This is a genomic window from Spirochaetales bacterium (assembly GCA_016930085.1).
Classification (GTDB): domain Bacteria; phylum Spirochaetota; class Spirochaetia; order SZUA-6; family JAFGRV01; genus JAFGHO01.
In genome coordinates, this window is record JAFGHO010000114.1 from 1 (window position 1) to 21,347 (window position 21,347).

At 45.6% G+C, this 21,347-nt stretch carries 16 protein-coding genes and 1 tRNA gene; 11 read left to right on the top strand and 6 right to left on the bottom strand.

Features of this window, described 5'->3' with window-relative positions:
- The 3 genes from JW881_19210 to ligA all read left to right on the top strand — a co-directional run.
- A partial coding sequence (locus JW881_19210) for an SPOR domain-containing protein (protein MBN1699654.1) occupies positions 1–513 on the top strand: 513 nt, incomplete at its 5' end.
- Positions 514–735: 222 nt separating this feature from the next.
- Entirely contained in the window at positions 736–2,565 is a 1,830-nt protein-coding gene (locus JW881_19215) for a hypothetical protein (GenBank protein ID MBN1699655.1), read from the top strand.
- A gap of 230 nt (positions 2,566–2,795) precedes the next feature.
- A complete protein-coding gene (gene ligA, locus JW881_19220; protein ID MBN1699656.1) occupies positions 2,796–4,838 on the top strand; it encodes an NAD-dependent DNA ligase LigA in 2,043 nt (680 codons plus the stop codon).
- A 55-nt stretch (positions 4,839–4,893) separates the two neighbouring features.
- On the opposite strand, the gene JW881_19225 is transcribed toward ligA, so the two are convergent.
- Positions 4,894–4,966, bottom strand: a tRNA-Phe gene (locus JW881_19225).
- 150 nt (positions 4,967–5,116) lie between these two features.
- A complete protein-coding gene (locus tag JW881_19230) occupies positions 5,117–6,034 on the bottom strand; it encodes a hypothetical protein (GenBank protein MBN1699657.1) in 918 nt (305 codons plus the stop codon).
- A gap of 70 nt (positions 6,035–6,104) precedes the next feature.
- On the opposite strand from JW881_19230, the gene JW881_19235 reads away from it, so the two are divergent.
- Entirely contained in the window at positions 6,105–7,241 is a 1,137-nt protein-coding gene (locus JW881_19235; protein MBN1699658.1) for an HD-GYP domain-containing protein, read from the top strand.
- A gap of 84 nt (positions 7,242–7,325) precedes the next feature.
- The gene (locus JW881_19240) at positions 7,326–8,984 is read left to right on the top strand and encodes a nucleoside kinase (protein ID MBN1699659.1); all 1,659 of its coding nucleotides are present in this window, start codon (positions 7,326–7,328) and stop codon (positions 8,982–8,984) included.
- Positions 8,985–9,054: 70 nt separating this feature from the next.
- Here JW881_19240 and JW881_19245 read toward each other — a convergent pair whose 3' ends face one another.
- Positions 9,055–9,426, bottom strand: a complete 372-nt coding sequence (locus tag JW881_19245) for a PilZ domain-containing protein (protein ID MBN1699660.1) — start codon at positions 9,424–9,426, stop codon at positions 9,055–9,057.
- A gap of 177 nt (positions 9,427–9,603) precedes the next feature.
- Between JW881_19245 and JW881_19250 the strand changes: the two genes are divergently transcribed.
- The 3 genes from JW881_19250 to JW881_19260 all read left to right on the top strand — a co-directional run bounded on the left by JW881_19250 (position 9,604) and on the right by JW881_19260 (position 13,070).
- Positions 9,604–10,725 carry a hypothetical protein gene (locus tag JW881_19250; GenBank protein MBN1699661.1) on the top strand — a complete coding sequence of 374 codons (1,122 nt, stop codon included), beginning with the start codon at positions 9,604–9,606 and terminating at the stop codon, positions 10,723–10,725.
- A gap of 99 nt (positions 10,726–10,824) precedes the next feature.
- The gene (locus JW881_19255) at positions 10,825–11,274 is read left to right on the top strand and encodes a response regulator (protein ID MBN1699662.1); all 450 of its coding nucleotides are present in this window, start codon (positions 10,825–10,827) and stop codon (positions 11,272–11,274) included.
- Between the two features lie 176 nt (positions 11,275–11,450).
- Positions 11,451–13,070: a SpoIIE family protein phosphatase gene (locus JW881_19260; GenBank protein ID MBN1699663.1), complete on the top strand. Its 1,620-nt coding sequence runs from the start codon at positions 11,451–11,453 to the stop codon at positions 13,068–13,070.
- A gap of 10 nt (positions 13,071–13,080) precedes the next feature.
- On the opposite strand, the gene JW881_19265 is transcribed toward JW881_19260, so the two are convergent.
- Both JW881_19265 and JW881_19270 read right to left on the bottom strand, forming a co-directional pair.
- Positions 13,081–13,233, bottom strand: a complete 153-nt coding sequence (locus JW881_19265; protein MBN1699664.1) for a hypothetical protein — start codon at positions 13,231–13,233, stop codon at positions 13,081–13,083.
- A gap of 127 nt (positions 13,234–13,360) precedes the next feature.
- Entirely contained in the window at positions 13,361–16,363 is a 3,003-nt protein-coding gene (locus tag JW881_19270; GenBank protein ID MBN1699665.1) for a hypothetical protein, read from the bottom strand.
- A 522-nt stretch (positions 16,364–16,885) separates the two neighbouring features.
- Here JW881_19270 and JW881_19275 point away from each other — a divergent pair.
- The 3 genes from JW881_19275 (at position 16,886) to JW881_19285 (ending at position 19,983) form a co-directional block, all read left to right on the top strand.
- Entirely contained in the window at positions 16,886–18,790 is a 1,905-nt protein-coding gene (locus JW881_19275; protein ID MBN1699666.1) for a SpoIIE family protein phosphatase, read from the top strand.
- Between the two features lie 275 nt (positions 18,791–19,065).
- A complete protein-coding gene (locus JW881_19280) occupies positions 19,066–19,407 on the top strand; it encodes an anti-sigma factor antagonist (GenBank protein ID MBN1699667.1) in 342 nt (113 codons plus the stop codon).
- 9 nt (positions 19,408–19,416) lie between these two features.
- Positions 19,417–19,983 carry an ATP-binding protein gene (locus JW881_19285; protein MBN1699668.1) on the top strand — a complete coding sequence of 189 codons (567 nt, stop codon included), beginning with the start codon at positions 19,417–19,419 and terminating at the stop codon, positions 19,981–19,983.
- Positions 19,984–20,077: 94 nt separating this feature from the next.
- Here the strand turns inward: JW881_19285 and JW881_19290 are convergent, their stop codons facing one another.
- Positions 20,078–21,334, bottom strand: coding sequence for a PilZ domain-containing protein (locus JW881_19290; protein ID MBN1699669.1), 1,257 nt, complete (start codon positions 21,332–21,334; stop codon positions 20,078–20,080).
- Positions 21,335–21,347: the final 13 nt, after the last annotated feature.

Genomic DNA, 21,347 nt, shown 5'->3' on the forward strand with positions numbered 1-21,347 from the left:
CCCGATGTCCCGCAAAAGGAGAAGTCGGTTCCCGATCCGACCCATGAAACCCCGACGGTTGATGAGGAAAAGGATATCGCACTTGATACAAAAGAACCGCCTCTCCATGAAGATGGTGAAAAAACGACGACCGATGCAGGAAAAACCTACGAGGAGATTGTCGAGATAACCCTTGAAGAGGCGGACCCCCATCCTCCGGGGACCCGCGATGACCGGGAGATAACTGAAATTGTCTCAGACGCTTCACACAGAATCGATGAAACCGAAACGGCGTTACTTGTTCCCGGTTACTATTTTATTCAGCTTGGCGCGTACGCGGAAAAGCAGCTTGCCTCTTCGATACAGAAAAGATTCACGAATTTATATCCGGTGAAAATTTATGAGATAGCCCATACAAAAATCACTATCTATAAAGTCCTGGTCGGCCCCCTTAACAAGGATGAAAGCGACACGCTTCTTTTCCGGTTCAAGGCGTTGGGGTACAGGGACGCCTTTGTCAAGTATATCAACTAGCCCGGCCACGTCTCTCGGGCAACCGGCAGGTGTCTATATAACATCGCCGGCGTGCGTCCGTCACATGCCGGTCTCTTCCTGAAAAATCTCGCCTGTTGTGACAAAATGGTAAGTTCGTCCTTTATTTTACCAGAGAATGCAGGATTTTAGAAATGATTCTGCAGGTTTGTAGAAATTAATCATTTCACATTCTCGAAATCAATCTATGAAAGGATGAATGATATGGTCAACAGAAAAGGAATTGTCGGTATTGCGATTGTTCTGGTTATCCTGATTCAGGCGGGATATATTTATTCGCAGGATGATATTCAGTCAACAATGCCGGTCTATCTTGTCGTCAAGGGAGGCGTTACGGAAGAAGAAGCCTATGTCCTTGCTTCTTCTCTCGGGCTTGGGGATGAGTTCGGCGGGATGAAGGGGATGCCGGATGAAAACGGGCTACTCTCGTTTGTCGATACGGAACGCTTTCAACTGGTCCCCACAAGACAGCTTCGGGATGTATCCTCCGATGAGGACGGCAACAAGACGATTGCCGAAAGTATCGACATGAAAGCCCTGAAAGAAATTCGGGCATATCCGGGGGAAAAAGCCCTGGAAAGATTCGGCGGCGCGCTTAAAAAAGCCGGTCTTTTGACGTTCGAAGCCAGAGAGTTTGTCAAAAACAGTGAACTGGTTATCTGCGAAAACGAAACCGGAAATTTTTTCAGGGTCGGGATCGACACAAAAGTCGGATTTAACCGGTACCTGAAAGGAATCCCCCTGACCGGGGCCGGCTCAAAGACGATGGCAATATTCGATCCCCGGGGTACGGTGACCAACCTTCTCGTCGCCGACAGGGATCTCAAGGAAGGGGCCGCAGTCGAACTTTTGACACCGAAAGAAGTGGAAGAACGGCTTCGTGAAACATACGGGAAAGAAATCGGGATTTCCACACGGCTCGTCTATTACGCCCCGCCGCTTGCATACGCAAATGTGAAGGTGATCGTTCCGCACTATCTCTGCTCGATTACCGAAAAGGGTAATAACGAGGAGACCGTTCGACTCGATGAATTAATTCCGGCCGTCCGCGATCTCCGATATGTTCCCTCCGCGATTGTCAAAGCCTCATTCGATGGCGACGTCTTGAAGGGGAAAGTGGATATTCGCGGCGGTGCGCCCCCCTATGATATTCAGTGGAATATCGGCGGAAGCATAAAAACATCCGGGAACGAAGTCCTTGTCTATAAACTCGATGCGCGGACAAAGATCGATAGACAATATATATCCGCCACAATTACGGATCAGAACGGGATTTCCGTGACGGCGGGAACGGCCGTAGCGCTGGATCCTTCCTTTACTGCAACAGCCACCATTCAACCGCCCGTGATTATCGCGAATTACAGGCAGTTCGGAACGGAGAACTCCGTGACCAATCAGTTCGGCGACCTCGAACAGGGGTTCGTCAACCAGATGCTCGCAGACGGGGTCGCAAAACGCTTTCAGTGGAAAGGCAAGTGCGCGTGGGAACAGGATTTCAAATCTCCCATGGATTATTATTACATCGACAATACCGACATCACCCTCTATGTCGGCCACGGCAGTCCGACCGGATTTACCTTTGTCGATACTACCCACGACGACTATAAACTGGATTACAATGATGCGGATAACGACTGGGGGGACAGGGACCTCGAATGGCTGGCCCTTTATTCCTGCCAGGTGTTGAATGTCAGTTACCCGCCGCTCTCGCTTTTCGAGCGATGGCGCCAGGAGTTCGACGGTCTCCACCTGCTTTTGGGATTTCATACGAACGCGCAGGCGAACTCCGGATTCACGAACGCATTCGCTTCAAATATGGTCGACAGCGATATGACCGTCCGTGCTTCATGGTTCAAAGCGATCAACACGGATCAGCCTTCCGACAGGGTCGGTGTCGTGATGGGCGCGGGAATGATTGATTCGGGGGGCAACTGGATTTGGAACTGGAACGATCATTTCTGGGGTCACGGGAGCGTGGGCCCGGACATTCCGCAGAGCAAGATCGATTTTTACTGGGCACTGATCTGCTGGTAACCGGCGGGTACCGTACGATCGGATACAAAAAGGCGGCCGCGGTTGATTCGGCCGCCTTTTTTTATTGAATCAACCTTTTCGATCGGCTATGATAGATCAAGCGTCGAAAGGTGTCATAAAAAGAACGGCACCCCCGTGTCCTTGAGGAAGATCGATGCGCCGTGATACGGGGGCTTTTTATTCGATAAGGGAATCAAAAGACGCCGACATTTGAATTACGGAGAATCCGAATGGAAAAGGAAGATATCAAGGCGGAAATCGGGAATTTGAGAAGGCTGCTCTATCGCTATCAGCATCTATACTATGTGCTTTCACGGCCTGAGGTAAGCGACGCAGAATATGACAGACTGATGGACAGGCTGGTGCTTCTCGAAAAGACATATCCGGAGTTCGCCGATCCGGATTCACCCTCCATGAAAGTAGGTTCGGATATCTCGCAGAGTTTTCCGGAGGTCGAACATACCATCCCCGTATTGAGTCTCGACAAATGCACGAGTTTCGCAGCCGTCAAGGAATGGATCGGGAAAACGGAAAAAAACGCGGAAAGGCCCCTTTCGTTCGTTGTCGAGGAAAAAATCGACGGCGCTTCGATCGTCCTTTACTATGAAGAAGGGAGATTGAGCAGGGCGGTCACGAGGGGAAACGGGATCAGGGGAAACGATATTACCGGAAATGTCATGACGATAAAAGCCGTTCCGCTGAAACTCCCGAAACCGGTGACGCTGGCGGTCCGCGGTGAAATATTTCTCCCTGTCGAATATTTCGACCGTATAAACTCGTCAATGGAAATCCCGTATGCAAATCCCAGGAATCTCGCGTCGGGAACATTGCGGCGGGTGAAAAGTTCGGAAGTCGCCTCGGTCCCACTCGATATTTTTACCTACGAAGGCTTTTCGGCGGCGCCCGTTTCGACCCATATAGAAATACTGGAAAACCTCGCAGAGTTGGGGTTCAGACTGAACGGGACACTCGGCGTTTTTTCCGACCGGACCGATCTCGAGGAAATAAGGAAAAGGCATCCGCACTGGAGGACCGGGAAGATCGACGATATGGAGTCCTTTATAGCATCGGAAAGAGAACGGAGAAGCTCCCTGGACTATGAAATCGACGGACTCGTCATCAAGGTCAATGAAATACCCGCCCGGGAAGCACTCGGCTACACGGGACATCATCCGCGCTGGGCGATCGCGTACAAGTTCGAATCCCCCGAAGGACTGACAAGGGTAAAGAAGATAGACGTACAGGTCGGCAGGACGGGACGGATAACGCCGGTCGCACGGGTCGAACCCGTCGAAATATCCGGCTCGGTAATCACCAATGTCACCCTCCATAATGAAGAATACGTTCATATTCTCGAACTCGGTGAGGGAGATGTGATCGTGGTTTCCAAGCGGGGAGACGTGATCCCTTCCGCGGAATCCGTTTCAGAACATTGCGCCGAACGTATCTGGAATATGCCCGAATCCTGTCCGTCGTGCGGGAGCAGGCTCGAAAAGAAAGGCGCGCATCATTTCTGTACGAATGAAGAATGTGAGGCGAAAAACAGGGGCAGGCTTTATTTCTTTGTCGGGAAAGGACAGATGGATATCGATTACTGCGGTCCGGAAACGATCGATCTGCTTTACAAAAATGGATATGTCAGGGACATTCAGGATATATACCGGTTTGATCCCGACAGGCTGCTGCATGAACCGGGATTCGGAGAAAAAAAAGTGGGGTTGCTTAAAAAGGGAATCTCAGAGAGTAAAAAAAAGCCGTATCGAATTGTGCTGCAATCCCTCGGTATTCCGGAACTCGGTCCGAAGGTCGCGGAACTTCTTATCGAGGCGGGGTACCGGTCTATCGACAGCCTGCTCGAAGCGGCCGGTAACAAGGACACCGAACCGCTCGTGGCGATAGACGGGATCGGTGAAAAAACGGCCCTTACCATTATCGGGGAACTCTCCCGCCCGGAGGTCAGGAAACGGATCGACGGGTTGAAAAAGGCGGGGCTTTCTTTTTCCGAACCCGAAGACCGGTCCGGACCGGAACCGGAACAGATATGCAGGGGGCAGACCTGGTGTGTGACGGGCAGCTTCAGGAGGTTCAAACCACGGGAGAAAGCGATGGAGGAGGTGAAGAGACGTGGGGGGAGGGTCACCTCTTCAATTTCAACCAGAACGACTCATCTTCTTGCCGGTCCGGGGGCGGGCGGCAAACTGGATAAGGCCCGTTCGCTTGGTATTTCCGTGGTCGACGAAGACGAGTTTTTACGCATGATGGATTTGGAATAAGGATACTTCTATAAAAAAAAGGGGCTGTCCAAAAAGTTTGGATAACCCCTTCCTGTGCCGCCGATCAGAATCGAACTGATGACACAAGGATTTTCAGTCCTCTGCTCTACCGACTGAGCTACAGCGGCAATTCTTGCTGATCATTAATAACACAAATATAAATTATGTCAATATCTATTCACGAAAAAAACGGTGAAAACGGCAGTTTTCTTTTTCGATTATTCCGTTAATCGGTTTTTACCCTCCTATTCGATAGCGTTACGATCACCCCGATACGGTCATTTCTCACCGTTACCGGTCGCATTCTGCGCAATATCCGTTCCTGTTTCGTCGGGAATCGGTATTTCAGTCGATTTGTCGGGTTGTTTCCCGTCTTCTGCCTCTTTTTTATCTTTTTCCGGGAATATCCAGTCCGTTGCCTCTTTAATGATTCGATAGAGACTCATTATCTGAATATTGGATTTCTGTTTGTCCAGTTTTTTTATCCATTTATTTTTTGTGTAGAGACGGAGAAAGGCCTCCTTCCCCGATTCGAGTTTCTCTTTATCGGAATCATCGAGACCGGGAAGGTTTTTTATCATGAACATCGAAAGCAGAAAAACAATGTGGTCCTGTGAAGGAGATATGAGCGCGGCGAAGGTGTCTTTCGCCTGTCCGAGTTTGTTCAGCTGCATCTGGCTTATACCGTAATTCCACATTATCCAGGCCCTGCTTTTGAGATTCTTTAACCGCAGCAGTTTTTCGAAAAAGGCTTCGGATTCCGACGCGTTGCCGGAAATCAGGTAGGGGATGCTGAATTGGACCGCGTATGAGGCAATCAATGAAGGTTTTTTACCTTTGATGTAATACTCCAGTCGTTTCATCCCCTCGATATTCGAGGTACACAGGTAGGAGTTGAGAAGAATTTTTATCGAATATCCCGATATCCTGTCTTTTTGATAGATTCTTGTTTCCAGATAGTTGATGAGACCGTACCAGTCTTCATTTTCGAGATAGCTAAAAAACTTCCAGTTTTTGATAAAATATGAGTTGAGGATTCCGAGGGTGACGAGAAAGAGGGTGAGTGTTATCCAGTATTTGGGCAGACTATGAAGGAACTGGTCGAATCCGATGATAAAAAACGGCATGGTAAAAAAAAATAAAAAGGAAAGAATGATTATCGCATTAAAAATTATAAAAATAGTTTTAAATTTCATCAATTTTCTCCTATAATGATAAAAAGAGTGTAATTGTTTCTTCAAACATGGTCAACCGGAGGTTGTATTGATGAAAAATATTCCCGTATCGACACTCGCCCCTCATATATATTTTACCGCCCCGGTTTTCATCGATGGAGGTTATATCCTCCTTCTTCCGGATACTCCGGTTACACAGGAAATCGTCGATCGACTGAAAGAGTGGAATTATTCGCATGTTTTTACCGAAGGCGATACGGTCAATCATCCGAGCGATACAATTGTCGTATCACCGGAGGTGAAAAAAGGGGGGTTCGATATATCGATTAAGGAAAGTGAAAATCATCAGAAAATAATGACCTTCTATTTTGACTTTATCGAATATGTCGACACCTTCATCAATAATTTTTTACGGAAGAATGATCTTGATATCGCCTCCCTGACGATGAAGATCAAAGAGGTAATCAATACCTTGAAAGAGGACCGGGATTACCTCCTTGGCTTTACCGCGAAAAAACATCCGGTCGAAAATTATCTCATTCCCCATATCGTCAATTCGACGCTCATCTCATTGGGTATCGGTGAATATCTGAAGCTGCCGCCGCACAAGCTGATCGATCTCGGGCTGGCTTCCGTGCTTCACGAAATCGGCATGATGAAGGTGCCAAGGGCATTGTATATGGGGAAAAGCGAACTCAGTCAGCAGGAAAAGAAAACGATCGCGACACATACCCTCTGGGGGTACAGAATGCTGAAAAATTTTTCCGTATCCGAGCCTATTGCCGCGGTCGCCCTCGAACATCATGAACGGATGGACGGAAGCGGATATCCGCGCGGACTCAAGGGAGAGGCGATATCGTTTTATTCCCGGATCATCGCGGTTGCCTGTTCATTCGAGACAAGTGTCTCAAAACGGCCGTACAAGGAACCGGTCGACGGCCATAAAGCGATGCTCTTCCTGCTTACCGCGCAGAAACACAGGTACGACGAGACCGTGTTGAAAGCGCTTGTCTTCACCCTGTCGATTTTTCCCCTTGGTACGTTCGTACTGCTTTCGAACAACGCGAAAGGGATCGTCTATAAAACCAATTCGGAAAATCCGAAATATCCTGTCGTCAAACTTCTTGTTGACGAGCATGGAAGGGAAATCACCGCCCCGGTACTCGTGCAGACGTCGAAAGAGACGGGGATCACCATCGCACGAACCTTGCGTTCGGAAGAAATATAGGGTGTAACAAGACGGGCGGCGGTACACGGCGTCTTTCCTTCAGAGGATGTTATTCGGGATTGTTTGAAAAACAGGGAGCATGGAATGAAGGTAGCGGTTCGATTTCCGTCCGGCCGGTCAAAAGAGTATCAGGCCGGCACAATCGTCAGGGACATTATTTGTGAAGAGGAGTTCTCCGGGACGAAATATCCCGTTATCGCGGCCAGGGTGAATAACGAGATCACCAGTTTTACCTATAAAATCGTCGTCAACAGTGAGATACACGCGGTGAGGCTCGATTCGAGGGAAGGGACCAATATATACCGCCGGTCCCTCTGTTTCCTTTTAAGTCTTACGGCAAAAAAACTGTTCCCCGAACGACGACTCATCATAAGCCACTCGCTCGGGAAAGGGTTTTTCTATTATTTTGAAGGGTTGGACTGCGTTTCAGAGCGCGATATCGATATGCTTCTCGAACATATGAAAGCGGTCGTGGCTTCCGATCTTCCGGTGACCAGGAGACTTGTTTCCTATACCGACGCGGTCGACTACTTCAGGAAAAACAATCAGCCCGATACGGTGAAACTTCTCGCCTATAGAAACGATTCCAGGATCCCCGTCAATGAGTGCGGTGAGTTTCTCGACATTTCTCACGGTCCGCTCGTCCCTTCGACGGGATTCCTCAAGGTATTCGACATTATCAATTATCAGTCGGGATTCCTGCTGCGGTATTTCGGATTCGGAAATCCGGGTAAAATACAGCGTTTCAAGGACAATCCCGTTCTGTTTTCCATATACAGGGAATATAAGTCCTGGGGAAAGATCCTCAACGCCCACTGCGTGGGGGCGCTGAACGAGTTGATTTCAAGCGGGAAAATAAAAGAGTTTATCCAGGTAGCGGAAGCCCTGCACAACAAGAAGATATCGGAAATAGCGGACCGCATACAGCAGCGGGGAAAGGGGGTCCGTCTCATCGCGATCGCGGGTCCCACCTCGTCAGGCAAAACGACGTTTGCCAAAAAACTGGCGATCCAGCTTCGCGTACTCGGTATGACACCCGTCCAGTTGTCGATCGACAATTATTTCCTTTCACGGGAAGAGACGCCGCGGGATGACGAAGGAAACTACAATTTCGAAACACTCGATGCGCTGGATATCCTCCTGTTCAACAGGCACCTGAAGGCATTGCTTGAGGGCAGGGAGGTGGAGGTTCCCGATTACAATTTCATTCTCGGCAGGAGACAGAATAAAGGAACCCCCCTGAAGCTGCCGGAAAAAGGCATTCTCATCTGCGAAGGGATTCATTTTCTCAATGACAGACTGACATCGTTGGTGAAGCCGGAGATGAAATACAAGATCTATGTTTCGGCACTCACGCAGTTGAACCTTGACGACCATAACAGGATTTCGACAACCGATAACCGCCTCATTCGGCGAATGGTGCGGGATAATACCTTCAGGGGGTATACGGCCGGAGAGACCCTGAAGATGTGGCAATCGGTAAAGCGTGGGGAAAGCATCAATATTTTTCCCTTTCAGAACTCTTCCGATTCGGCATTTAATTCCGCACTCGATTATGAACTCGCCGTTCTCAAGGTCTATGCCGAACCGCTTCTCAAAACCGTCAAACCCGATGTCGAAGAATATAACGAAGCAAAACGCCTTCTATCGTTTTTGACTAATTTTATACCCATCACCTCGCAATGGGTCCCTTCCGAATCCATTTTACGTGAGTTTATCGGCGGGAGCGCGTTCAGATACTGAGAGGGCCGATATGCGGCCTTTCATTCACATAAGGATATCACTTCCTTTGCTGGCGGCATTTGAACTTGAACTACTCCCGCTCGTCGTTATTCATCAAGGTCGTTTTTCCCGGTGCCGAAGACGGCGCAAGCGCCGAAGGATGCGCCAGAAACATAAGTCCGTAACCGCTTTTTTTCAATTCATTGGCTTTCGAGAAATTCCGTGCCGATCGCACCAGCCTCACTTTTCCTTCGTAATACCGTTTTTTATTATAATCAACGATGATATCGAACTCTTCTCCAAGATCGAATATCGAAAGATCTTCGGAAAGAATAAAAATTCCGCCTTCGGACAGATTGGTTGAAACGAACTCCATTATCGACGTGTCGCCGTTCGGCAGTACTTTTTTTACGATCGTTTTGATTAAAAATGTCTTTCGTTTATATTCGCGTTTATCTCTCATTAGTATCCCCCCTTGCGGATATCCGGAGATCGACGTCAGGCACTATAATGATTATAGTATAGCATACCGCCGGTGTCCCTTCAATCCTTCAGGCGGCTTCATAGGAATCTGATGGAGTCTTCTTGACATATTTACTCCCGTCACTATACTATAATGAAGAAGAGACGGAAGATGCCAATGAAAAGATATCTCTTCGCCGTAATCCTGGCATGCATGCTTTCGACGTTAAGCCATGCACAGTATTATCGACATTATTCTCACGCCTCGAAAATACGACTTGCAGAGGCATATTATCTTGTCGGCAGGCAGTATATGTCGATGGGAAAAGAATCGGGAAGATTCTATATGCGCCTGGCATATTCGATTTATCCCGGATTTGATCCGGAACACATCGGCGTGGAAGCGGATGAACCGGTTTTTATTGCGAACTGCTTTGACCGGATAAACGAGGTTGAAAAATCGTTCGAAAATAAAGAGGACCTCAAAAATCTCCTCACCTGCCGCTTTATGCGGATGACGGGATTGCTTTTCTTCGGCGAACGGTCGGGGGTAAGCGGGTTTTTCGACAGCATGGTTTTTATCGGAGAGAATAACCGGTTTATGACGCAACGGGAATTGGCGGAGGCCATGGCGGACAATACCACGCCACGATCTGGCCATAGGATTATGCCTGAAGAACTCTATGATTATGAGTCGGTTATTGTCGCCGACGCCCCCCGGACGGTAACATCATGTTACGGTGAGAGTTACGTGTTCACGATCAAGCCCCGTGAGGAACCGGTAACCGTCCATCCGTTTTTCAGGGGAAAAGAGCAGACATACTACTTCAGGCGTGACGGGGAAAGATTTCGTGTGTTCGGTATCGGCCATACGGCACCGGTGGTCGCCGCGATCGATGATGCCGGTGTTTCGGCCGGTATATTCAAAGCCTTTTTCGATGCGGTCGATGCGTTTCTGAAAAGGGATATGACCGGTATCAAGGTGTATCTCAATAAAAAGGTGACGATTCTTCCCCTCGGTACAACAGTTGATTTTTCCGAAATCGAACTTACTTTTCAGGGTTTTTTTGATGATAGCGGATTCAACAGCGGCAGGTATACCGCCGCCGATCTGCTCGATCGGGATAATTACGCCGTCATCGGGACGGATCGATTTACGGACCTCTATCCGGAAGGAGTCTACGTCCTCATTGCCTCTGTACGGAAGGAGTATTGTAACGGGATTCCTTTCTGGCCGGGATATATATACTACTTTTTTGCACGTATCGATGGGGAATGGAAGGTAATCGCCATGGCCTGAAAAGAAATCAAAAAGCTGACGGGTCCAAAAAATGTACTTGAATAAGGACATGAAAAGAATTAAGATATATATATATTTTATTGACTAAGGAGCGGCAGAATTAGAACAAAATCTGATTTTCCGAGCATCAATGTGAAACGTCCCGGAGGCCTCAAGGAAGATGAATCTCCGTACCAGGTGATGATTGTCGATGATTCGATGTTTGTAAGAAAACAGATAGCCCAGATTCTTACGTCCGAGGGTTTTAATATCATCGATGTCGCTTCGAACGGCCAGGAAGCGCTGGAAAAATATAAAAATCATCATCCGAAAGTCGATCTTGTTACCATGGACATCACGATGCCGGTCATGAACGGAATCGATTCCCTGCAGTCAATTCTGGAATTCGATAAAAACGCAAAAGTCGTCATGGTAAGCGCTATCGGAAAACAGGAATATGTAAAGAAAGCCCTTCTTTTAGGCGCAAAGAATTATATTGTCAAGCCCCTGAACCGGAAAAAGGTACTCGCCCGGGTAATGAAGGTTCTGGGAGGGGCATTCATAGAATAATCATATCAGACTGAACGATTTTTCAAAGCAGACAGGGTATTATCGCGATTTTCCGCACCACATGAAAACGGGTAAAAATATCTCTTTATTCCACTTGATAAAGTATTTCTTTTTACTGTATTGTGAATCCTGTATGAAACAAAACGGGAAGGCCTCGTGTTTACAGGGTGATGTCCATGATGCACAATGACGTTTCTCAATCAAAACATCATCTTGAATCGATTTTTGATTCCATTACGGAACCCATTTTTTCCGTGAATAACGATTACCGTATTACCAGACTCAACAAAAAATATGAATCACTCCTGCAAAAAACGTTTCAGGATATATTGGGCCAGCTTTGTTATACGCAACTTTACCGGCGCAGCACGGTCTGTCCGGAATGCCCCATTTCGAATATTATGAAAGAGGGGAAAAAGACCTCGTTCAAGATCAGCGTCAGCGACGAAAGAATATACGACGTTCATTGTTTTCCCCTCTACGACAAAAACGGGGCGATTATTGAAATGGTGGAATTTGCACGCGACATAACGGAGGAAGAACGTATAAGGAACGAACTGGTAAATCTTCAGCGGCAGGTGCTGGCCACATCCCTTAAGCTCGCCGATCAGAACAAGGAACTCGAACGTGCCTATACCAAGTTAAGCAGGGAGCTTACCCTGGCGAGAATCGTCCAGCGCGGCATCCTTCCCCAATCTCTCCCGCAACCGCCCGAACTCAGAACGGCCGTTTATTATTATCCCATGGAGGATGTCGGGGGTGATTTGTATGATTTTATTCAGATCAATTCGGACCTTATCGGCATCATTCTTGCCGATGTCTCCGGTCATGGAATCCCGGCGGCATTTATCGCCGCCATGGCAAAAATGTCTTTTTATCTTCACGCAATGAACAATATATCGACGGCAAGGGTATTAAGCCAGGTCAATAAAGACATGTGTACAAACCTCCATACCAACGAATTTTTTTTTACCGCTTCATATTGTCTGGTCGATCTTATTACCAATAGGGTGAAATATTCGAACGCAGGTCATCCGCATCTTCTTATCTATCGAAACGACCTGAAAGCGATCGAGTCGAGCATAAAGGAAAAGGGCCTTATCATGGGACTCAATAAAGAGGCTCTCTATGAAGAAGAAGAAATTGAACTCAACAAGGGCGACAGACTCATTTTTTACACCGACGGTATTACCGAGTGTTCAAACGGGGATGAGACCTTCGGTCTTGAACGGCTCAAGGATATACTCCTTGCGACCTCGACATATAATGTCAAGGCGCAGGTGGATGAGGTCGAACGTGAGTTGAGGGCCTTTATGAAATCAAAGGAATTGGGCGACGATGTCACCCTCATTATCATTGAAGCGGCTCTTGACAACAAGTATCGCTGCTTTGATCTTGATAATGAATTCGATACGATGACGAATGTCTCTATTGTGGCGATCAGGCATCCGCTGGAGTTTGAACGGGCGATCAGCAATACACTCGGCGTGATGGACACCTTTATGTTTCACGACCAATCGATCCGGAATACCAAATTCGCCATGTATGAGGCCCTCAACATGTATTACCATTCACGGGACAGACACACCGAACCGATCTATGTCGCCTTTCGAAGCGATAAGGAATGCTGCACTGTCGTGATTGTCGATTCACGTTATCTGTCGACCGCAGACATCTTTCCCTATTACCGGTCAAATGCGAACAATCATTCGATGAATGTGGTCCTCAAGAACATCGATACGATAGACTTCAAGCACGGCGGCAAGAAGATCGTTTTGAAAAAGTATAATAAATAAAAAGGCGGGATTATTTTTCGAATATTCGGCGTATCAATTCCCTTTTTTCCATGGCACCTATGTTTTCGGCGTTTGCCCGAAGCATCTGCCTTTTTAATCTCACATAGGCAAACACACCGGAGCTTACGATCAAAAGGAGAATGAAGAGGTCGATTATCTGCATTTTCCTTCACTCCTCGGATAGGATTACCGGATAAAGGTTAGCCAAATGCATCGATAGTATTATAGTATCCGGTTCTATAAGTATACAAGGGAACGGGTATATAGTCAAGTAATTTGAAAGAGGGCGGTCAGATAAGATTTTTCTTCTTGGCTTCGTTAAAGATATTGTGGTTCCAGAAGTTTTTTAGCAGGAATTTCGTTCTGTCCGATGGCACTTCGATTCTACTCGCCCGTTCCTGAAGCTGCTTGAATGCCTTGTTGAGGATGGTGAGGGAATCGTCTATTTCATCATCCTTCGAGCCCTGGAGTACCAGCGAATAGAGAAAATAATAAAGACAGTTGTAGGGATCGACCGGTGATGTTTTTTCACCCCTCGTTATTTTATAGAACTCTGTAATTCCTTCTTTCAGATTTCCATTGAGACTGACCATATACGCTTTAAATGCATAAAGGAGACGGGTAAATATCGAATCCTGATCCGAGGTTCGAAAACATTTTTCTTCGATTGCCGAATAGCCGTTCTCCCAGGTAATAATTTCATCCGGAACGTGTTTTTGTTCGTATGGTTTTCCTATACTCTTTTCAATACTTTCAAGGGCCTTTTTATATTGTTTCTGGAAAAAATATCCTTCACTGAGGAAATAAAGCGTTTCCCTGTTTTCTTCAAGGGACAAAAGAAGCGATATGCCGTTAAGGATTTTACCGGAATAAATGGTCACTCTGGCAAGCCATGCCCTTATCACCGGGCGAGCCTTATCGATATAGTAAAGTGAGGTGAGGGAAAGACATTCCATCAATGCGGCGTGCGCTTCGGCGTAAAGACCGAGCTCGAACAACATACGCGATGTAAAAAAGCGGAGATACAATTCCCATTCTCTTTTTCCCGCGGATGCGGCTAATTCTCTTCCTTCTTCCGAAATACCGATCGCTTTTGATATATTACCCTGCATGAAGAGTGTCCCGCTGATCAGAATCATGATGAGTATTTTAGTATACGGATGGCCGCCGTCAGGGAATGTCCGTAACGCCACATTGAGATAATCGAAGGCATCCTCGATTTTTTCGTTTGCCAGCATGATGGCACCGAGGTTGATGTAAGCCCGGGCGACATTCTCCGGAGTACCGTGTTCCTGATAATCCATGAGTGATTTTTTATTGTATTTGACCGCTTCCTCGCTTTCACCTTTGAGCAGCGAATAATGGGCCATATTGAGAAAAAGTTCAGCCCGAAACGATGAACCGTGATATTCGTCGATATCCTTTTCTATCACATCGACGCAAATTTTATCCGCCCGTTCCATATCTCCTTGCAGTAACGCCATTCTAAGCTGTCCTGAGTGAAGTATCATTTTGAGTGTATGCTTTTTTTCATCATCCAGATGCTTTTCGAGGTTCAGATTTTTTATATCGAGGAAGGGTTTCACATTGGTAAAATCGTTCTCGTTTATTTTTCTTTCGATCAATGCATGAAGCACTTCCAGGGAGACAGAATAATTATTCAAATTCTTGAAAAAAGAGAACAGAACGACATAGCTTTTGATTTTTCCGTTTTTCCACATAGCGATCACATAATCGCCGATGGAGTCTTTCAGGTATGTGGTTTTCGTTCCCATGATTTCATCGATTTTGTTTTTCATCATGGGGAATGTGGGAATGATGTATTCTCCCGTCGAGATTAATCCATAATGAAATAGATGGAGGAAAATCTTGTCGATAAGATGCAGTTGAAATCCGATCGAAGCGAGGAATTCGGTGAGTTCGGATCGCGTAAGCACGCCGCTTGACAGATAAATATAGTAAAGGATGTCTTTTTCATTCTCTTTGAAATTCGTGATGACGGTGAGGATGACTTTCGTATTGGAAAGGCCTTCGTCGAGCCGAATTTCCTCCTTTGATTTCCATGCGTAATGGTTTTTTTCTTTTACCAAACGATTCAGTATATGACTGTAGTGGAAGAAGTTCATGACGGGCACGATTGTTCCCTTTGAATAGTCTGCAAGATCATTACAAAGATTTTTCGATATTTTAATGCCGGGATACAGGGTCCTTCCGATACTCTTTATCTCGTTCTGCTCGAGGGGGGGTATTTTAATCTTGTGATAGGGCATGTTTCCGAACGTCTTCGGGAGTTTTGATTGATGCGAAACAATGACGGGGAGTAACGATGTGTTTCCCAGGAAATCCTTGAGAATCGAGTTGAGCATTTCCATTGATGACGGTTCGTAGGTATCGACATCGTCACAGATAACGATTCCGGGCATAAGGAGTGAGTTCATCATCGACAGATAGCCTGAAAGATACAGATTATACGAAGCAAGAAAATCTTCATAGAGGTGGTCCGGGCTTTGTTCCTTTATACTGTTCTTTTTCAGGTAATGGAGGATCTCTCCCCGCGTTTTCCACACCTTCGCTTCCCATGACCTGAGATGGTCGGGTAATTCATTGAGCAACTGCAGATTGATGCTGTTGACAAACGGATGGATGAACGATCTGTTTTTAAATCTCGTATATAGCCGGGGAACATATGAAAATCGTTTTTCAGAAACAAAATCCTTGACGATATTGCAGGTGATCGTCGTTCTGCCCGTCCCCTGTTTTCCGTAGATGAGTATGATTTTTTCTTTTTCCGTTCCATTGATAAGGGGGGTTATTTCATCACTCAACCTCATATAGACGCTTTTTCGTACCCATGTCACCGAATCTTTATGCTCCGTTTCCTTTAACCGTTCCGGTTTTTTGGAGACATAATAAAATTGCCCTTCCTGTGTATAGGTGAAATATTTTGAGAAATAATCCTTTTCATGCCTGCTTACCCATATCTTTTCTTCACTCTCAAGCGAAAAGAGTTGTTTTTTCAATTTTTCGGAAATACGTTCGGGGGGTTCGGTCCGGGAGAACGAGATCATGATATTGAAGCCAAAGAGTTCTTCACGAATTTTACAAAGTAAATCATACACCTGGAAAACGATGTGGGCGATCATGCCGGGATCACTTTTTTCTTCTTCCCCGAGGGTAAAGAGAAAGAATCCCTCCCTTTCCTGAAAGCGGATGAGTTCGAACCGGCATGCCCTTCCGATAGAAGCAAATTCCGCTTCGACCGGCGCCATATCTTCTTTGTTTATTTTCTTCAACTGCGAATAACTGTGTATATGAACAAGGACATATATCATACGGTATTAAACAATAAAAAGCGGGGTATTGCAAACGATAATTTATACTATTTATGACGGGTTTCCCACGAGTTGGTTATTGGTAATGTTTTTGCCTGCATAGCCATGTGTTTCGCACTGGATGACGAAGGCTTCTCCGACGATCAAAGACGTCCGAAACCCGCATCGAGGCGGTGAGATCAAAACGCGAATCCTGTGACCGCTTATTTTCCGCATTTATACACGCTGGCGAAAGTCCGCGTTATCGACCTTTTCCCATTTGTGCGATTTTTATGAAAGCCTACCACTTGACTTTATTGATTTTTAAGTGATACACTTTATATTCAAAAGCAAGTAGCCGAAAAAGAAAAGAGAAGAATTTTTTTATTTTAATAAGCAGAGGAAGGTGCATTTTTGGGGCTGTTAAATGAAATAATTAAAGAAATATCTTTTCATAGCATAAAGCTTATAGCCGTTCTCTTTTCATTTCTGTATCTGCGGAATGTGTCGGCTAAAAGACCCATGGGGGCCTTCCGTTTCATCAATTATATAATCCTCGTCCTTTTTATCCGCGAGATGTTGTACGGCGTATTGCGGGTCATTGATGCAACATTGGAACTTCAGATTTTCGACTCGTTGCTCTGTGTATTGCTTGTATCCGATAGTATCATCCTTCTCCTGTACCTTTTCTGGCTCAGGCATTACACCGGCAAACGGGGATACGATATATCCATTATCGTTTTCAATATCGCAAGTATCGCGATTGTCCTTATCAATGTCATATTCTTTCAATTTCTGCCCACCTATTTCAGGATTATTTATATCGCCATTATTGTCGCTACATCTATTTATCTTGATGTCCAGCTCTTTGCCGTGTCCCAGTACAACACGGAAAACCCGGACATCATTCTGGTAGTAAAGAATATGCTCATTTTTTACCCGCTTTTGAACGCGACAGTCATCTATTCGGGTATCATCCCCGTCTCGGATGAAGGGGTCGTCTTTCAGAGTATTATCCTCGCACTGTTTATATTGGTACATCTCTATGTCATCTCCAAATACAATTTCCTGTTTGACAGGGAACTCGAACAGGAACTCAAATTCATTTCGGATGATCTTGAATCGCTTTTTGAGTTCATGCGGGAACTCGGCGGTGCCATCGCCGAAAAAGTGGGGCAGGACAAGGTCCTCAGTTACGTCATTGAATCGACCGTCAAAACAACAGCGGCGGATGCGGGCGCCATCCTTCTCATCGACGATTATGATGATATTCTCATGGTAAAGGCTGTTTCCGGGTTTTTCCCACCGTTATATGCGGTACCGAATGTGGTAAAAACGACCATTAATCGGCTCGAAACCTATTTCAAATCCACACCGATCAGGCTGGGTGAGACAATTTTCGGGGAGGTCGCAAAAACCGGCCAGCCGACACTGATAAAAAGCTCATTCGAAGACCCGAGATTAAAACATAATGTCCTCAATGACACGCTTTTTGTCAGTTCCGTTATCCTTATCCCCCTTGTCATTGAAAGAAGAGTGCTCGGCGTTCTTGCCGTGCTCAACAGGGAGCGGGGAAAGGCTTTTACTGAAAATGATTTCGAGCACCTTAAAACATTCGGGGAATACGCGGCCCTTACCATAGATTTTATCAAGAAATCCATGGAACTCCAGGAGAAAAAGGAAATCGAGAGAGAAATCACGATCGCAGCGGATATTCAAAAGACATTGCTGCCGAAAAAGCTGCCGAAGTTGAAAAGCGCGGTTCTGGAAGTATTTTCCAAACCGGCAAAAGGGGTGAGCGGCGATTATTACGATATTATCAACCTGAAAAGCAACAAACTGGCGCTTGTCATTTGTGATGTGGCGGGAAAGGGCGTTCCGGCGGCGATGGTGATGGTGATGATCCGCTCGATCCTTCACCTCATTACGCGATCGGACAGGGAAGTTCACACGATTCTGACATGGGTAAATAAGGGTATTTCAGGAGAAATCGATATCGATCATTACGCGACCATGAGCATCCTGACGTATGACCAGGCAAGCAAGGAACTCAATTATTCCAATGCGGCGCACCATCCGCTTCTTATTTATAGAAACGGGACGAAAAAAATCGATACACTGGACACCGAGGGACTCCCTATCGGTATTGAACCGTCGACGCGCTACGGCCAGAAACGGGTAAAATTAAAAAGCGGAGATATTATCATTCTCTATACGGACGGAATTATCGAGGCGATGAATGCAAAGGGGGAACAATATTCCTCTGAAAAATTCATCGACCTCATCTTGAAAAATTCACAGAAAACGCCAAAGGAACTCGTTGAAGTAATCAAGGCGGATATCGAAGCATTTGTCGGTAATAAAAAACAGCATGATGATCAAACGCTTATTCTTATGAAGGTCAATTGATGAATTCCCTCATTTTAACCCCTTTTTGATGCATCGATCCTCAAAACAAGCCGGGTCACGGTCGATTCGGAAGGGGGAAGGTAACACGAGGTTTTTCGGAATCATGATCGAAAAGCAAAATGCGTAATAAAAAACAGAAGAGGGTTGTAAGCGAAGCCGACGATATGTATAATATAGATGTGAGATATTGAATCGACTTCAGGATGTCTGTATGGTGATGATAATCTTCACGGAGTTTATGAGGATTCATTCAGTTTGAGAAAGGAGCGTATTGTATGGAACTGAAAATAAGGAAATCGGGGTCAATCTATATAATCGATGTCAATGGTGAAATGGATCTCTATAATTCCTATAAACTCAAAGAACTTATCCTCAAGATGATGGACAAAAAAATCCAGCACTATATTATAAATCTCGAAAAGGTTGATTATATTGACAGCAGCGGGATAGGCGCTTTGATTTATATTTGTTCCACGGTGAAAAAGAACAATATGAAATTACGAATTGCCAATATACACGGGTCGGTTAAGAAGGTTATTGAATTAACGAAGCTTATGGGGTATTTCCCGATTTCAAACAGCATTGACGAAGCAATTAATAAAATTGAAGCAGAATAAAGGAGTGGCATGATGGGTGAATCGGAAGAAATTAAAGAAATAAAAGTCGATGAAAAGAGTCCTCTTTTTGAAAAGACGGGTATGTTCTACAAGGAGTTTCCGAGCGATTACCGGCAAATCCGGTATTTTACGCTTTTAATTGTTCAAAAGGCACCGCCGGAAATAAAAGAAATAAACCTCCTGGAGCAGCAGGTAAGTGAACTGATCAAAAACGCCGTAAAACACGGCAATAAAAACGATATTAACAAAAAAGTGAGGGTCTGGTACAATTTTGATTCCCATTCCGCACAACTGATCGTCGAAGATGAAGGAGAGGGTTTTAAAAACCTCGAAGTATGGAACGATTTCAATAAAAAACGAACCGAGTGCTTTTTACGCCAGGATTTCGAGAATATGGCCGAATTCGTTTCGTTCCGGACAGAGAAAAGTGATGAAAATGACGGCGGAAACGCACTCTTCGCGGCAGTGGAGTACTGGAACATGGGGGTGATTTTCAACAACAAGAAGAATTGTGTCGCCGTCAAGAAACGGTTTCCCAAAAAACATTTTGGCGTCGAAATCGAGGAAGATAAATAGCCTGCCGGTATCGGTTTCTTTATTGCTATCATCATCCGTTATGGTCCCGCTGAGCGCCCCGTTCAGTGATAGACCCGGAACGGCTGCCTGACGGTTACATGCCGGAAAGCCGGGATGAAAGGAGATCCGTCCTGTTTTCGTCGTCTTCCGGAATATAGGTTTTTCCGTAAATAAACTCGAAAATGAATCTGAAATCCTCGGGCGTGATTTTTAAATACTTCAAGGCGTAATAAAATGTATTGTTATCCCTGTATTTTCTCGTCACTTCGCATAAAATCTCGATTTTCCGTACTTTGATCTTCAGGGTCACGGTCAGCCTGGATTGAAGGGGGAGATCCAATGAAAGTGTCTTTTCATTGTGGGCAAAAAGAAGACCCGAAGCACTGATATCAATCAGGGGAACATCATAGTCGATATCATGTGAATCGATCGCTTTAAAATAGCCGTTTTTCTTCAACGAGAAGCAGAGGATCTTTGAAAACTCATAAACATATGTGAGAAGATGCATGTCGATCGTCTTTTGGGACTCGGCGTCCGTATGGAGGTAGATATAACCGACCAGATATACATTGTAGAGCAGGGGGCAATAAAGTTGTGAAAAATAGCCTTTCGACAATTTTTTATCGAGCAGGTTCCTGATCTTGTTCCCGATCGAACTTTTCGGCGTTCCCGCTTCTTCTTCGTAACTCATGAGGTCTTTCTGGGTAAGAACGATTTTCTCCGGGAAAACGCTTTTTATGACGAACCCGTCTTCGATTTTCGGAAGCCAGATTATTTTTCCGGTTTTTGCCATGAGGTTTTCTTCGTAGGTGGCGGGAATCCTGTTTCTCATCATGACGATTTTATTATCCGAAACCCTCCCGTCCATTTTTTTTCTGAAGGTTTTTAGGAGTCCATCGATACTCGAATTATCGAAGTTGTCCGAAAACGTCGCGTTTTCAATGAAATGCACGCCCCGGGTTTTCGGAAAATCGATATTGATCCGCTTCCCTTTTGTCGTGAAATAGACGGAGACGTTGTCCTGCGCTTTCATTCGTTCATATTGCCTTTGAAGATTTTTATAGACATTTTCCGGTTGTTTTATACCGATGATATTTCCGGTTATTGATCTGATTTTTGATGCGAATGTGTGATAGCTGTTTTCAAAGGTAAAAAAAACGGTAAGTTCGCCATATTGCCTGATATGGGAAATATCCGCATCCCCGCAGTCGAAAAAGATTTCAGTTTCGCTGAATCTGGCAAGGGTGACGGTAGTCTCGGTTTTTTCGAACATTATTTTGAGGGGGATGAGGTTGTCCTGGATTTTCCTGAATATGAACTCTTTTTCGATCCTGCTGATTTTTACTCCCATTTGATTCCCCCGC